At 33.4% G+C, this 16,072-nt stretch carries 14 protein-coding genes; 4 read left to right on the forward strand and 10 right to left on the reverse strand.

The window, feature by feature from the left end:
* Positions 1–61: 61 nt before the first annotated feature.
* The 6 genes from GCQ56_RS11230 to GCQ56_RS11255 all read right to left on the reverse strand — a co-directional run bounded on the left by GCQ56_RS11230 (position 62) and on the right by GCQ56_RS11255 (position 6,340).
* Positions 62–913: a metal ABC transporter permease gene (locus tag GCQ56_RS11230; protein WP_152734547.1), complete on the reverse strand. Its 852-nt coding sequence runs from the start codon at positions 911–913 to the stop codon at positions 62–64.
* Positions 914–915: 2 nt separating this feature from the next.
* Positions 916–1,656, reverse strand: a complete 741-nt coding sequence (locus tag GCQ56_RS11235; RefSeq protein ID WP_152734548.1) for a metal ABC transporter ATP-binding protein — start codon at positions 1,654–1,656, stop codon at positions 916–918.
* A gap of 28 nt (positions 1,657–1,684) precedes the next feature.
* Positions 1,685–2,551: a metal ABC transporter solute-binding protein, Zn/Mn family gene (locus GCQ56_RS11240; protein ID WP_152734549.1), complete on the reverse strand. Its 867-nt coding sequence runs from the start codon at positions 2,549–2,551 to the stop codon at positions 1,685–1,687.
* Positions 2,552–2,764: 213 nt separating this feature from the next.
* Entirely contained in the window at positions 2,765–3,847 is a 1,083-nt protein-coding gene (locus tag GCQ56_RS11245; protein ID WP_152734550.1) for a TlpA disulfide reductase family protein, read from the reverse strand.
* Between the two features lie 93 nt (positions 3,848–3,940).
* Complete coding sequence (gene meaB, locus GCQ56_RS11250) at positions 3,941–5,074, reverse strand: methylmalonyl Co-A mutase-associated GTPase MeaB (protein WP_152734551.1); 1,134 nt, start codon at positions 5,072–5,074, stop codon at positions 3,941–3,943.
* A gap of 165 nt (positions 5,075–5,239) precedes the next feature.
* Positions 5,240–6,340, reverse strand: coding sequence for a DUF1573 domain-containing protein (locus GCQ56_RS11255; RefSeq protein ID WP_152734552.1), 1,101 nt, complete (start codon positions 6,338–6,340; stop codon positions 5,240–5,242).
* A 309-nt stretch (positions 6,341–6,649) separates the two neighbouring features.
* Between GCQ56_RS11255 and GCQ56_RS11260 the strand changes: the two genes are divergently transcribed.
* Positions 6,650–7,831 (forward strand): M20 family metallopeptidase, encoded by a 1,182-nt coding sequence (locus GCQ56_RS11260; protein WP_152734553.1) that lies wholly within the window; start codon positions 6,650–6,652, stop codon positions 7,829–7,831.
* Positions 7,832–8,031: 200 nt separating this feature from the next.
* Positions 8,032–8,202: a DUF362 domain-containing protein gene (locus GCQ56_RS11265; RefSeq protein WP_083464674.1), complete on the forward strand. Its 171-nt coding sequence runs from the start codon at positions 8,032–8,034 to the stop codon at positions 8,200–8,202.
* A 125-nt stretch (positions 8,203–8,327) separates the two neighbouring features.
* On the opposite strand, the gene GCQ56_RS11270 is transcribed toward GCQ56_RS11265, so the two are convergent.
* The 4 genes from GCQ56_RS11270 to GCQ56_RS11285 form a co-directional block, all read right to left on the reverse strand.
* A complete protein-coding gene (locus GCQ56_RS11270) occupies positions 8,328–9,971 on the reverse strand; it encodes a hypothetical protein (protein WP_152734554.1) in 1,644 nt (547 codons plus the stop codon).
* A 571-nt stretch (positions 9,972–10,542) separates the two neighbouring features.
* Positions 10,543–11,097, reverse strand: coding sequence for a 5-formyltetrahydrofolate cyclo-ligase (locus GCQ56_RS11275; protein ID WP_152734555.1), 555 nt, complete (start codon positions 11,095–11,097; stop codon positions 10,543–10,545).
* Positions 11,098–11,101: 4 nt separating this feature from the next.
* Positions 11,102–11,875 carry a nitrilase-related carbon-nitrogen hydrolase gene (locus tag GCQ56_RS11280; RefSeq protein ID WP_152734556.1) on the reverse strand — a complete coding sequence of 258 codons (774 nt, stop codon included), beginning with the start codon at positions 11,873–11,875 and terminating at the stop codon, positions 11,102–11,104.
* Between the two features lie 12 nt (positions 11,876–11,887).
* Positions 11,888–12,901: a hypothetical protein gene (locus tag GCQ56_RS11285; RefSeq protein ID WP_152734557.1), complete on the reverse strand. Its 1,014-nt coding sequence runs from the start codon at positions 12,899–12,901 to the stop codon at positions 11,888–11,890.
* A 192-nt stretch (positions 12,902–13,093) separates the two neighbouring features.
* Between GCQ56_RS11285 and GCQ56_RS11290 the strand changes: the two genes are divergently transcribed.
* Positions 13,094–14,740, forward strand: a complete 1,647-nt coding sequence (locus GCQ56_RS11290) for an NAD+ synthase (protein ID WP_152734558.1) — start codon at positions 13,094–13,096, stop codon at positions 14,738–14,740.
* A 157-nt stretch (positions 14,741–14,897) separates the two neighbouring features.
* Positions 14,898–15,614, forward strand: a complete 717-nt coding sequence (locus GCQ56_RS11295) for a Crp/Fnr family transcriptional regulator (RefSeq protein WP_152734559.1) — start codon at positions 14,898–14,900, stop codon at positions 15,612–15,614.
* The last annotated feature ends 458 nt before the right edge of the window (positions 15,615–16,072 follow it).

The following is a 16,072-nucleotide window of genomic DNA, read 5'->3' on the forward strand; positions in this document are numbered from 1 at the left end:
TGTTTATGTTAGTACAAATTTCGCTTTGCTAATTTATATAAATCAATGATTTAAGAAATCATTATTTTAAATTTGATATTGATTTTCGTTTTCTTTTGATCGCAACCATACTGATTTGAACCAATTTAGCTACAATAAATAGCATCACAAAAGAAAATATAATGGTTGCTCCTGATGGAGCATTTATTTTATAGGCAACCAATAAGCCTAAAAATGAACCAAGAACTCCAAATCCAATCGATCCATAAATCAATTTTTTAAAGTCTTGTGTAAACATGTTAGCAATGGTCTGTGGTATCGTTAAAAACGATATAACCAATATAATTCCCACAACTCGGATGTTTAAAACAATTGCCAAGGCAACCAGGGCTATCATTAAATAATTTAAAAACTGTACCGGAGTTTTCTGCGTTCTTGCATATTCCTCATCGAAAGCCATAAATAAAATGGGTCTCAACATAAGTGAGAAAATCAAGCCTGTTAACAAACAGAGCCCCAATAAAAGGTACAAATCCAAGGCTCCAACGGTTAATATATTTCCAAACAGATAACTCATTAAATTTGGTGCATAACCAGGAGTCATGTATATGAAAATAATTCCTACAGCCATTCCAAATGCCCAAAGTATTCCAATTACAGAATCCTGACGCACATCTGTTTTTTTTGTCAGCCATTCGATTCCCAAGGCTGAAAGCACACCAAATACGGCAGCTCCCAAAACAGGATTTAAACCCAAAAACCAGGCGATCCCAATTCCTCCAAACGAGGCGTGAGTTATTCCTCCACTAATAAATACAATCCGTTTGGCGACAATATATGATCCAATAATTCCACAAGAAATACTTGCCAGTAAAGCGGCGCCAACTCCATTTAGGAAAAATTGATACTTAAATAATTCGAGTAATTCGTTCATAATTAATTGTGGTGCTTCAAAACTCGGTGAGGAACTTCGCCATGAGTAATCAAATCTAATGGACAATTATATGCTTTCAATTGTTCTTCTGAAATTACATTCGAATCGTGATAACACAGTGTCTTGTTTACACAAGCTATGGTTTTTACATGGGAACAAATGGTTCCTACATCGTGTGATACAACAACAATTGCCATTTTTTCATTCAATCCATCTAAAATATCGTAAAGTTCACCTTCAAAACTACTATCTACATAGGTTTCCGGCTCATCTAATATCAACAGTTGAGGATCAGAAATTATTGCTCTACACAAAAATACTCGTTGCAATTGTCCTCCCGATAATTCTCCAATATTCTTTCCTTTTAAATGAAGAATACCCATTTGTTTCATTAAAGAATTAGCTCGTTTTTTATTTTCAGAACTATAACGACCAAATATTCCTTTCTGAGACATTAATCCTGAAAGTACAACTTCACGAACAGATATTGGAAATTTCTTATCGATGCGATTTACTTGAGGCAAATAGCCAATTGAACAGTTCTCACTTCCATTTGAATTAATTTGTCCACTAACAGGTTTTAGTGTTCCCAAAATCACCTTTAACAATGTTGTTTTTCCTCCTCCGTTCGGACCAATTATGCCAAGAAAATCTTTTTCCTTAACAAGTAGATCGACGTCTTGCAATACAACATTATCATCGTAGGCAGCCGTGACGGATTTTAATTCCAAAAGAGTATTCATTCCTTATCTATGTTAGGAAAACCAAATGTTAGTTTGTTCTTAATAATTCAATTATTCGATTCATTTCAGCCGACCAATTTTCACTCAACGGATCAATCTGCTCAACTCTTGCTCCTATTTCCTTAGCAATAGCTTCCGCATTATCCATATTAAATTGCTTCTGAATAAATACAACTTTAATGTGATGCTCTTTTGCCTTTAGTACTAAATTTTTCATTTGTGCAGGGGATGGATCTTTTCCATCCACCTCAATGGCAATTTGCTCTAAACCATAATCTCTTGCCAGATATGATAAGGCAGGGTGAAATATCATAAAAGCTTTATGTCCTGAACTATCTATTACACTTTTTCCAACTTGATTCAAGTTTTCCAATTCGGCTAAAAACCGATTGTAATTCGCTTGATATTTCATCTTTTCCTTCGGATTCATCTGAATCAATTCTTTGTAGATATTTTCTGCTACAATTTTCATTGATTTCGGAGAAGACCAAATATGAGGATCAATTCCTCCTTTATGAAAATGATCTCCATGACGAACTTCAGGACCGCGAATCAATTCAATTCCTTCTGATAGGTCTATAACTTTTATTTCTCCAGCACCTTCAATTAAATTATTTAACCAAGCATATTCAAATGGAATATGACCAATTTTAAAATAAGCTATCGATTTCGCAACTCCTTTCATTTGTGAAGGAGTAGGCTCATAAGTAGCTGGACTGGCTCCGGGAGGAATCAATACATTAATATTAAAATCATCACCAGCTATTTTCTCTATAAAATATTTCTGAGGTAATATACTAACCGATATTTGATTCTCATTTTTATCAACTTTGCCTGATTGACAAGAGACAATAGAAAGCATCAGAAAGAGAGTAATAATGTTTATTAATCGCATTTGTTTTATGATTATTTTATTTAGATCTATTTTAAATAACAAAAGTATATAATTTTTTCATTCAACAATGAAAATCCACTTGAAATGTACACTAAAATTCAATAACTCTACAACATACTTTCAACTATTGAATTTAGACAAAATCAACCTACAAACAAAAAGCCCGACAGATATTAATCCATCGGGCTTCCTTAATATTTTAATTTACCGCTATTACAACAATTTTTCAATCTCTGCTTTTAGTTCAGCACCAAAAACTCTTTTTGCAGCAATATTTCCACTTTTATCTAAAACAATAGTAAAAGGTATAGACTCAACTCCATACTTATTTGCAGCTTTTCCCTCTACATCAAATACCTGAGACCAAATTAGTCCATCAGCATCAATAGCCTCTAACCACTTATCTTTATTTCTATCTAAAGATACACCTAAAAACTCAACACCATTTTCATGTACTTCATTGTACATTTCAACCATATGAGGATTTTCTCTTCTACAAGGACCACACCATGAAGCCCAAAAATCAATAACCACAACTTTTCCTTTTAATGAAGATAAGCTGAATGGAGTTCCTTCAGGAGTATTTAAAGTAAAATCTGGAGCTGGTTGTCCAACTACTACACTTTTTAATACATCAATTTTCTCCTTAATCATTGCACCATAAATAGAAGTTTTAACATTTTCTCCAAGAGCATTATAAGTTTCTTCCATTTCTGGAATTTCCATACCTGAAATTAATCTGTATGCTAAATATCCCGCTACAACAGAATTAGAGTTACTTGCTACAAACTCTTTTGTTATAGCAGTTTTTTCCTCTTCCATTTTCATAGCTACATTGCGAATTGAATCAACAGCAGTTTGATTTCCCGCTTTTGCTGCAGCTTGATAATCTTTATAAAGTGTCTCATTTTTCTCTTGAAATACTTTTTGAGTATCATTATAAGCTACAAAAACATCATTATTCGCAGAACCTGTAACTACAGCTTCCTGAAGTTTCTCAATGTCAGCAGCAATACTAATATCCGAATTTTCTACAAAAAATTTGATAGCAGCTCTTTGTCCTTCTAGTTGAATAAAGTATAACTCTGGAGCGTCAACAGATCCAATAAATTCAAAACCACCTTCAGTTAAAACAGTAGAATCTATTTTTACCAATTTATTATCAGCTACTTTTGAAAGATAAACTTTACCTTCAAATTGACCTTCCACTTTTCCGTTTAGCTTAAATTGATCTCCAGAAGTACATGAAGCAAAAAACAAGCCCATCGCAGCAACTGCGATTAATAATTTTCTCATGAGTACAGTATTTTATGTGTATTTTGATTGATTAATTGCTAAATCTACTAAATAATAAACTGTGAACGAAAATTTTTCGATGAAGCTTATGATTTACTCCTTGTTCTTAATTTCGCCAAAATAAGCATCTAATAATTTATAAGCTGCAACAAAAGAACTCATTTCATCATTTAAAACTTTTTCTTCAAACTCTGGAATCTGTTCTTTTACCAAATGTTGCTGATAAAAACCATCTTTCAATTGCTCATTAATGGTTTCATACATCCAATATTTGGCTTGTTCGCTTCTTCTCTGCTCAAAGTAACCATTTTGCTGTGTATGGCTGCAATACTCTAAAATATTATCCCAAATGGTATCAATTCCTGTTTTCTCTAATGAAGAACAAGTTAAAACCTTAGGTGTCCAACCTGATGGCGATTGTGGAAACAAGTGCAAAGCATTCTCGAATTGAACACGAGCCAACTGAGCTTTGTGTACATTATTTCCATCTGCCTTATTAATCGAAATCGCATCAGCCATTTCCATAATACCGCGTTTTATTCCCTGCAATTCATCTCCTGCACCTGCAATCTTAATTAGCAAGAAAAAATCCACCATAGAATGCACTGCAGTTTCAGATTGACCTACACCAACTGTTTCAATTAAAATGGTATCGAATCCTGCAGCTTCACAAAGAATTAAACTTTCTCTAGTTTTTCGAGCAACACCACCAAGCGATCCTGCTGAAGGAGAAGGTCGAATATATGCATTTGCATCAACCGATAATTCCTCCATTCTTGTTTTATCTCCCAAAATACTTCCCTTACTTCGCTCACTACTTGGATCGATAGCAAGTACCGCAAGTTTATTTCCCTGACCAGTAACATGCTTTCCAAAAGCTTCTATAAAAGTACTTTTACCTGCACCAGGAACACCGGTTATTCCAATTCTTACTGATTTACCTGAATATGGAAGGCAACGCTCAATAATTTCCTGTGCTATTTTCTGATGCTCGTATTTAGAGCTTTCGATTAATGTAATTGCCTGACTCAAGATACCTCTATCTCCAGCCAAAATACCCTTCACATAATCCTCTATCGAATACTTACGTCTCTTATTCTTTTTCAATCGCTCCGCAATTCTCGGATTAATTGATGGTGGTTGGCTAATTCCTGAATTTACCTTTAATCCTTTATAGGAAGGATTATTTTCTATATGACCGTTATTTTTCTTTTTATTATCTGACATGACTCAATTTTTCAAATAAGTTCTGAATGCGAAGTTATAAATTTAGAAAGTAAGGTTAGCTAAACATCTTGAAAAGTATATATGTTTGTGAACAACAATATTCTAATCTACAAAAAAAGCTCTCCTAATAGGAGAGCTTTTTATTATCGATAAATAATTCGTTTTTTAATTCAAAGTAGGCATAACCACGTTACCACGAACTCTCAATTTAATTTCTGAGTGAATAGGATCGTTTGTAATTACTGTAATCAGCTTATTTTGTCTACCACGCTTACCTCTTGAGTTGAAAACAACTTTGATTTCAGTCTCTTCACCTGATTTTACAATTTTAGCTTGAGGAGCAATAGCCGTACATCCGCATGATGCTTTTGTCTTTCTGATAATTAAATCAGATTGACCTTTATTTCTCATAGTAAAAACATATTCAGCTTTTTCTCCTTGAGTCAATTCTCCAAAATCAAAAACATTCTGAACAAATTCTACTTGAGGAGCTTTAGCTTTTTCTGCATCTGACAGTCGTGCAAAATCCTCCGTGATATTAGCACTTACAGTTAACCTTTGTCCTGGTTTATGCTGTTGATTCACTAACATATCCAAATAATCTACTACAAATCCCCAATCGTTCTTTTTAGATGCATCGTAAAAGGCAACAATTTTACCTTTCTGTTTTGGCTGCAAAGTTTCAGGAACCATTTTAATTTTAAGATGAGCTGGCATTCTCTTGAAAGCAATATTGATTGGTCCGTCACTATCATTAACAACTTCAACACTTGCTTCTTTAACTTCTGTATTTTTAACTTTAGTGAACATTAAATGATTGTTCCTCATTCTTAAACCAGATAAATTCCTAGGATACAAGTCTGCAATTGTCTTTTCACGTTCAATCACCTTTCCTCTAATTCTCAAAATAGTAATTGCCGGATTTGTATTTGCTGTTACAGTTACAGATTTATTAAATGGTCCCGGACGATTTTTAGGATCAAATGTAGCCTTGATAAAACCTTTTTTTCCAGGTGCCACCGGTTGTTTAGACCAATCAGGGGAAGTACATCCACATGATGAACGAACCTGATTAATGATTATTGGCTGCTTACCAGTATTTACAAATTCAAATGAATGAACAATCTTTCCATCCTCTTCCTTAAAAGTTCCAAAATCATGATCCTTTGAATCGAATTTCATTACTGGTTTAGTATTTTGTGCATTCGCGAATAAAGCGTTTCCACAAATAAAAGCCACCAACAAAAAAATCATTTTTTTACTCATAACTATCTAATATTTTAAAATCAGTTTTTGATTATTACGGTAAAGTAACAAAAGAGTTTAATTTTTCTCCCAAAAAATTACAAACCATACAAAACTAAGCATTTTTACCGAAAATAATCTCGTACTATCGTTAAATACTTGTTAATGCTTTCCAATACAGTTCTGTGAAGTTATTATCCACATTCGTACAATAATTAAACCAATAATGTCAAAAAATAATATCCATAAAATCTCCAAACAATTCTTAGATTTGTAATAACCAACTTAAAAAGATATTTGATATTAAATAAACCACATCTTTAAGCAAGTATGATTGAATTGAAAAGTGCCTTAAGTAAATATGCAAAAACTATAGTTTCAGAAATAACCGAAATACGGACTCATTTACACAAAAATCCTGAACTATCGTTTCAAGAATTTGAAACTTCTAAATTTATCCAATCTAAACTTGACGATTTTGGTATTTCCTATACAAATGGCTTTGTAAAAACAGGTATTGTTGGTAAAATAAAAGGTAAAAATCCAAATAAAAAAGTAATTGCATTACGTGCAGATATGGATGCATTGCCAATAAAAGAAAATCCAAACAACAAACACTGTTCCATCAATGATGGAGTAATGCATGCTTGTGGTCATGATATGCACATGGCAAGTTTATTGGGTACCGCTAAAATATTAAATGAATTTAAAGCCAATTGGGAAGGCACAATACTACTCCTATTCCAACCCGGTGAAGAATTGTTACCAGGCGGAGCCAGATTAATGATGGAGGAAGGAGCTCTTACACCCGAACCAGAATGGATCTTAGGTCAACATGTTTTACCAGATATGCCAACAGGAACGGTAGGATTCCGTTCGGGAATGTATATGGCATCGGGTGATGAAATTTATCTTACAGTTAAAGGAAAAGGAGGTCATGCCGCCATGCCACACCGATGCACGGATAATGTTCTTATCGCTTCGCATATTATAGTTGCACTTCAACAAATCGTAAGCAGACATTGCGATGCTCGTATCCCAACGGTATTGTCATTTGGAAAAATTGAAGCCAAAGGAGCGACCAATATCATTCCTGATGAAGTTAAAATTGCCGGAACCTTCAGAACCATGAACGAAGAATGGAGAGCTAAAGCAAAGCAATTGATTACAGATATTGCACAATCAACAGCTAAAGGAATGGGTGCAGAATGTGATGTTGATATCAAACACGGTTACCCATTTTTGGTAAACGATGATAAATTGACTGATGAAGCCAAACAAAATGCCATTGATTTAATTGGAGCAAAACGTGTAACAAACATGGATATTAGAATGACTACTGAAGATTTTGGGTTCTATTCTCAAAAGTATCCTGTTACATTTTATCGTTTCGGAGTAAAATCTGATATAGATGGATCACTACACACATCTAATTTCGAAGCAAATGAAAATGCTTTGGAAACATCAATGAGTGTAATGGCATGGCTGGCTATCTCATTTCTAAAGAAGTAACACAATTTGGCATCTTCAGATTACAAATAAAAGAGTCAATTCTCTTTATTTCTGCAATTTATAACCCATCTTATTGCTAAGTATTGTTATTGTTTATTATTTAATCTGTTTCAAAATAGAGTATTTACTACGAAATTTGTTTCACCATTAAAAATATGATATTACATTTGTACAAGTATTAACACTAAAATTAAAATAAAATGGCTTACGTTATTAACGACGACTGTATTTCTTGCGGTTCTTGTGAAGGAGAATGTCCTGTTGAAGCTATCTCTATGGGTGATGAGCGCTATGTAATCGACGCAGATCTTTGTACTGATTGTGGTACTTGTGTTGACGCTTGCCCGGTAGAAGCTATTCACGCTGAATAATCGCAACTAACCGATATTAAAAAGCCAGTGATCAGATCACTGGCTTTTTTATTGGGGTAAACTAAAAAAAATCCAGCAGGAATAAACCTTACTGGATTTTATTATTAATTCAAAACCTAATTAAATTACGGAGTTACCATACCATTCGATTGAGAAACAATCGCTGTATTTCCGTTACCAAATTGTTCCACTACAGACTCATGTCCAAGACCTGACTGGTAAACATTTACATCATTGTAACTACCAACTTGTAGAGTATATGAAGAATTATCTTCACCCAACTGAACTGTTTTAGCGATATTTCCTTCGCCAAATGCCTGAATAGAAAGAGCTGAATTGTCATCACCTTCCTGAAGAATTAAAGCTGAACTATTTGCAACGAAATATTGTCCAATTCCCGCTTCGTTACCTACACCTTCTTGTCCTATTCCTGCATAAGAATAAGCAGTATAAACTTGCTCAACAAGTGCTAAATTATCAGTTCCAATCTGTACAATTTCAGCTGTGCTACCATAGTTTTCAACTTGCGCAATTTCCGCTACATTATCAACACCATCTTGTCCGATATAAGCAGTAGTATACTTGTTATCTTCCTGATAAATATAAGCTTCATTTGAAGCATTGTATTGCTCAACAAAAGCTCTATTGAATTCACCACCTATTTGCTTAATTTCAGCAACTTGTCCATTTCCATATTGCTTAGCAATAGCAGTATTGTAGAATCCATCTTCCTGATTAATTTTTGCGTCGTGATTTTCACCTACTTGCAATACTCCAGCATAATTTAATTCACCTCTTTCCTGGAATACATTTGCATCATTGTTATCACCAATTTGTAAAACTTGAGTTACATTATCATTTCCGAAATATTGCTTAGTTGAAGCATAATTAGAGTTACCTAATTGCTGAGTCTCACTATAATTATAAGATCCATAATATTGTGAAGCTGAAGCATAATTGTTATCCCCATTTTGCTTAATTAAAATCTCATTATTTTCAGTTGTACTTTGAGAACCGTAAGCATAATTATTGTTACCACTTTGCTTAATCAATAAATCATTGTCAGTACCATACCACTGATATACATCAGCATCATTTTCATCTCCATTTTGGAAAACTTCAGCATTGTTATCACCACCTAATTTCTGATCAATCATTGCATCATTCGATGCACCAATCTGAGATACAAGTGCATAATCATTTGTAGTGATGTATTGCTTGATATTAGACAAGTTAGATTCACCAAATTGACTTACAATAGCTCTATCTTCACGTCCTTCTTGAGTAATGTATGACTGATTTAATCCACCAAATTGCAATACGAAAGCAGACTCATTAGTCGCGTGCAGTTGATCTACCTTAGACATATTAAGCATACCCGTTTGAAGAACAGTTGCTGAATTTTCGGCTCCTCCAATTTGATTAACCAATGAAATATTCAACAATCCAAATTGATTCACATAAGCTGAATGTTCTTTACCTCTTTGAGCTAGTAAAGAAATATTTGAAGTACGATTCTGAACTAATGTATAATCATTTGATTTTCCTCTTTGATTTGAAATAGAGATATTACCAAAACCGTTTTGTTTTACGTCTAATTCGTTTCCATTTCCTTTTTGGTTATTATCATTGAAATTTAACATGCCAACTTGATTAACTTTGGCAGTGTGGTTTTTTCCTTTTTGATTTACATCTGATTTATTGATTTGTGCTACTAGCATTCCACTAAAGCATAAACTTGCCATTGCGGTAAATAATAATTTTTTCATGGTTATGATTTTAAGTTTAAAATGAATAGTCAGGTTTCCCCGCTTTTTATTATGTATTTATTTTCAGTTTGTTTGTCAATTGTAAAATTAAATAGATCATATTAACTGAAAACTCTTTTTACATTAAACTTAAAATTAGATTGATAGAAAATAGATTTTTATTTACGAATCTTCAAACCCCTCATTACCACACTACAATTAGTTAAATAAAATTAAACAAGAACTAAAATACTATTATATTTAGGATTAGTCTAGTGAATATAAAACTCAAAAACCTTTATCATACCAATTGGTATTTTAATGATAATTACATATCATTTAGGCAGTTTTTTCATATCGTTAATGGAAATAGAAGAAGAGTGTTGTATGAAATAATAGATTCTAAAAAGAAGATTCACACTCTTAAAACATATCGATAATCCTATTGTATTGAGCAAGAAGTGCACTTTAAATGAGCTCCTCAGTAACTATCTTGTATTTTAAATAAAAATGCAAAAATAAAGTGCGAAGCCATCTAGCCACACACTTACATTAATTACATATTGATAATTTTACTTAGACAGTCAGAAAATCAATATATTATTTTGTTCATTTTTATATCATGCTCATCAACTGGCACTTTATCTAACACCTGAAAATCGAAACAAATGCCAACTTTAAAGGCGCTTAAAGAAAGTAATAATCGATCGTAATAAGCTTTTCCTCTCCCCATCCTATTGTTTTCCTTATCAAAGGCAACACCTGGAATCAAAATTAAATCAATTTCATCCTCAGCCATAAAAATGGGACCATCGGGTTCCGGAATACCATAATTCTCACCTTCAACCAACGATTCTTTTCCCTCAAAAACCTTTAGATCTAAAGTAGAACCTTTAACACATGGAAGAATTACTCTTTTCTGATTCGCCCATTTACATACAAATTCATGTGAAAACACCTCATCCTTCATCGACCAATACAGCATAACAGTACGAGCCTCAACAAACTCAGGCATCTCTTCCAATTTCTTCAAAATAGGTTCAGATAAATCCATTTTCTGTTGATCGGAATATCCTTGCTTCAACAATCTTATTTCTTTACGAATTTTTCTTTTCTCTTCGTCAATATTAATATTTGATGTATTCATAGGTCTATTCATATATGTCTGTTCGTCTGTCTTTAAAGGCATCATTAAGTGGCGTAATCATTTTATTTCTTGACAATTCAGGATCGATGTCAAGCATAATTATTTCCTCACCCTTGCCTGCTCTTGCTAAAACTTCCCCTTTAGGATTGGCAATTATAGATTGACCGGTAAATGTTAGTTCCTTTTCTGTTCCTATTCTATTTGATGTAACAATGTAAGTTCTATTTACTAATGCATAAGAAGGAATCACCGATTGTGCATATGGCAATACCAGATTAGATGGATGTAAAATGATATCCGCCCCTTTCAAAGCCAACTTTCGCCATACTTCCGGAAACATCCAATCGAAGCAAATCAACATTCCAATTTTTACATTATCCACTTCAAAAATTGGCAGAGCAAGATTTCCAGGATTAAAAAACTTCTTTTCATTCATAAATAAATGAAGTTTTCTGTATTTTCCTATTACTCCCTTTTTATCGATTAACAATGACGAATTGTACAATTGATTTCCTTCTAATTCAGAAAATCCAGTAGCGATTTTAAATTGATATAATTCACATTGCGCTCTCAAAAATTCAACAAATACACTATTATTCGTATTTTCAGACAAACTCTTTGCCTCTTCAAGAGATCCAAAATTATAACCGGAATTTGCCAATTCTGGTAATACCACAATATCCGCCTCTTCCGATTTTTTCAAAAGAGGTTTTAATTTTTCGATAGTAAAACTTAAATTTCCAAAAACTGGAGCAAATTGTATTGTGGCAATTTTCATTATAAGTAAATATTATTCTGGCTGAAAAGATGATTTTCTTAAGATCATACCATAATCATTTTCTTTCATCAACTTCTCTAAGGTATAATCCTTATTCTTTTTCATGAATTCCTTTACAATTTGTAAACCTATCCAAATTCCAGTTCTCGAAGGAGATTCCTGAGGCATTCCTGATGTATTTGGTCCATCATTTATGTACTTGATAATAGTTCTATGCTGTGTATTGAACAAATGTTTTTGCTCTATAATATATCCCCAAATCAAATCTTCACTCTCCTGACACCAAGCCAAATCTTCTTTTGAATATTTCATGATATCCGCTTCAGATTTATCCGGCATAACTTGTTGAAGAAAGTATCTTATTTTTCCTTGATATATCATATTACTAATCAAGTCATCCTTTTTTGGCAGGAAAGGAAACTCGGTTAATCCATAAGCCAAAATCACATCCTGAGCCACTCGTTTGGGAATCATATTTTTCCTGGCATACATTGGTGTTCTTAAAAGAGAATAGTATTCACATTCTTCACCCAAATATTTATCCAAACTAATGCCAACAATATCCTTTGCTACCACAATAGATTGATTGAACCCAGAAACTTGGGCATAAAATTTAGGCAATCGGTGATCAGGAAAATAATATTTTAAATATTTAAAAGCTTCCGTCAGTTCCGTTTCTTCTTTTTCGAGAGTAGGGAAAACTTCAAGAACCGTTGCACTAACTTGCGTCATGGTGGTATCAAACAAGAATTTATTCAAATATTCCATATAGTTAGGAATATCCGTATTTCCCAAGCCAATTACTTTGTTACTATACATGGAAAGATATTCACCATACTTCACTATAAATTTTTCAAGATTAGGATCCTCTTTTAAGGCAAAAAGATCTTTATCGAAACGATTGATTTTCACCTCAAGTTCAATATCCGAAACATCTGGACGATTATTATTTGTATTGCAAGAGAATGGTGTGATTACACACAAAACTAGAATTTGAATCCTAATGCTTTTCTTCAAAAATGTCATCAACTTTTATTTTAATTGCAGTTTTAACTCGTGAAACTCAAAAATAAACAAAGCATAATTCTTAGAAAACATTTTCTGTACTTATAATGCCAGCTTTTTCGCTTCAGGCACAATTCATTTCCTTTTTATAACTAAATTTGCCTATCGCCGAAAAGGCTTCAATTTAGATTATTCGAGACAATATAATAGAAGATGAAAATAGCATTAGCCCAATTGAATTACCATATTGGCAATTTCGAAAGCAATACTGAGAAGATTATTTCAACAATAGAAAAATCGCGAAACGAGAAAGTAGATCTTGTTGTTTTTTCTGAACTAGCCATTTGTGGGTATCCTCCAAAAGATTTATTGGAAAGAAAAGACTTTATCGAACGTGCACAATCTGCATTGCAAAAAGTTGCTGATTCTTGTATAGATATAGCCGCAGTGGTTGGCGGACCTTCAATCAATCCACATGCAAAGGGGAAAAATTTATACAATTCGGCTTATTTTATCTCTAATGGTAAAGTGGAAAGCATACACAACAAAACCTTGCTTCCCAATTACGATATTTTCGATGAATACAGATATTTTGAACCCAACACCGAATTCTCATTGGTTGAGTTTAAAGGAAAGAAGATTGCCTTAACAGTTTGTGAAGATTTATGGGAGAAACAGCCTGTAGATAATAATTTTTCGAAATCGGAATTGTACAACATTTCTCCAATGGAGGAGTTGAGCAAGTTGAATCCTGATTTTGTAGTTAATATTGCAGCCTCACCTTTTTCATACAATCAGCAGGATCACAGAACCAATATTTTGAAGTCGTGTACTCAAAAGTACCAATTACCAGTTTTCTACGTGAATCAAATTGGTGCTCATACCGAATTGATTTTCGATGGAGATTCAATGGCTTTGAATTCGAAAGGAGAAGTGGCTTGTCGCTTAAAATATTTTGAAGAAGATTATCAGGTTGTTGATTTGAATGAAATTGAAAACACCAAAATAGAGAGTGAAGAGGTTGATTATATCGAAAAAATTCATGATGCTTTGGTTCTTGGACTAAAAGATTACTTCGGTAAAATGGGTTTCAAGCAAGCAACCTTGGGTTTATCGGGAGGAATTGATTCCGCTGTAACTGTTGTTTTAGCTGAACGAGCGTTGGGAAAAGAAAATGTAAGAGTTTTATTATTGCCATCTGAATTTTCATCGGATCATTCGGTAAATGATGCGGTTGCTTTAGCCGAGAATCTGGGTATTCAGTACGAAATAGTAGCAATTCAGGATATCTTTAATGAATTTCAAAAATCATTGGCTCCGATATTTGGCGATTTGCCTTTTAACGTAGCTGAAGAAAACATACAAGCACGAGTTCGTGGAACTTTAATGATGGGCTTATCGAATAAGTTCGGACACATTCTTTTAAATACATCAAACAAGAGTGAAGCTGCCGTTGGATACGGAACTCTTTATGGAGATATGAATGGTGGCTTATCGGTATTGGGCGATGTTTACAAAACAGATGTCTTTAAAATGGCTTGGTTTATGAACAAGGATGCCGAAGTGATTCCAGAAAATACCATCGTGAAACCACCATCAGCTGAGTTGCGTCCAGATCAGAAAGATTCTGATTCATTACCCGATTATGACATTTTAGATGGTATTTTGTACCGATATATAGAAAAAAATATGTCTTCTGAAGAAATTATTGCAGAAGGTTTCGAGAAAGAAACGGTAAATAAAGCAATTCGTTTGGTAAACATGAATGAGTACAAAAGATTCCAGACTCCGCCTATATTGCGCGTTTCATCTAAGGCTTTCGGCTTCGGTCGTAAAATTCCATTGGTAGCAAAACACTAGATGTTGGGTATAAACACCTACAAAATAGCATGTTGTCGAACATTGACGAAATAATGAATTTTTTCTCTATTCATTTTCTCGTTTAATATCATTTATATACTTTTGAACTGTTTTAAAACATGCAAGTATATTTTTTAAACCATATTCCGCTTTAGGTATGATTGAGAATGAAAGAAAGTCAAGGGAGACTATTTGTGGAGAAGTGATAAACAATCCAAACTCTGTTTTTAATGTTCTTACTCCTGTAGAGAAGGAAGAATTAAAGTCGAATATGACTTGTTCTTTTTTTAAGAAGGGAGAATACATTTACAAAGAAGGGGAAAGACCAATTGGTCTAATTTGTTTGTCAGAAGGAAAAGTTAAGATTTTTAAAGAAGGTGTTGGCGGACGAGAGCAGATTGTTCGTATGGCAAAGCCAATTGGATTTATTGGATATCGTGCTCTATTTGCCGAAGAAAATAATATCGCCTCGGCAGTAGCTATCGAAGATTCGATCACCTGTACTGTAAGTTACGATTTGATTCTTAAGTTGCTTCGTTCGAATCCTGAATTGGCACTTTGTATCATTCGATCTCTTTCTACAGAGCTAGGCTTCTCGAACAACAGAACCATTACGCTTACGCAGAAGCACATTCGTGGTCGTTTGGCTGAATCCTTACTATTCCTTCGCGATACTTATGGATTTGAAGATGACGAGGCAACCATTAAGGTTTACCTGTCGAGAGAAGATATTGCAAACTTATCGAATATGACAACTTCGAACGCAATTCGAACATTATCTACTTTTGCAAGTGAAGGTGTAATTGCGATTGATGGAAGAAAAATTAAAATACTAGACAAGGTTCGCCTTGATCGAATTAGTAAATTAGGATAACTTTTAAGAACAATATTGAAGAGAGAGACATTGCTTGCAGTGTCTCTTTTTTTATTCATTCAAATTACTTCTTTTCTTCTCGCAATGATTTGTTGGTAAATATCAAAAATACAGAAACAAAACCACCTATAACAATAGCATCTATAATCTCCTTTCTAATACTTTCTCTAGCTGACGAAAGTATATAGTCTAACAACCATTCACCAATAAACATACCCAAACTAAATACACAGAATAGAATGAGAAAATTTTTAAATATTAATTTCATAAATTTCTAAATTACATTTTTCTCTGGTTGAAAATTAAGTCATAACACTTTAACATACAAATGATATTAGTTCTAATTATACTTAATTAAAGTAAAGAGAATCAATTTACTACTAATAAGAACATATATTGAGGGTATTACGGCTTGAAAACTAAAATATAACGGTACGCCGCACCTAATTTAAATTCCT

This window comes from Marinifilum sp. N1E240 (assembly GCF_009295825.1).
GTDB lineage: Bacteria > Bacteroidota > Bacteroidia > Bacteroidales > Marinifilaceae > Marinifilum_A > Marinifilum_A sediminis.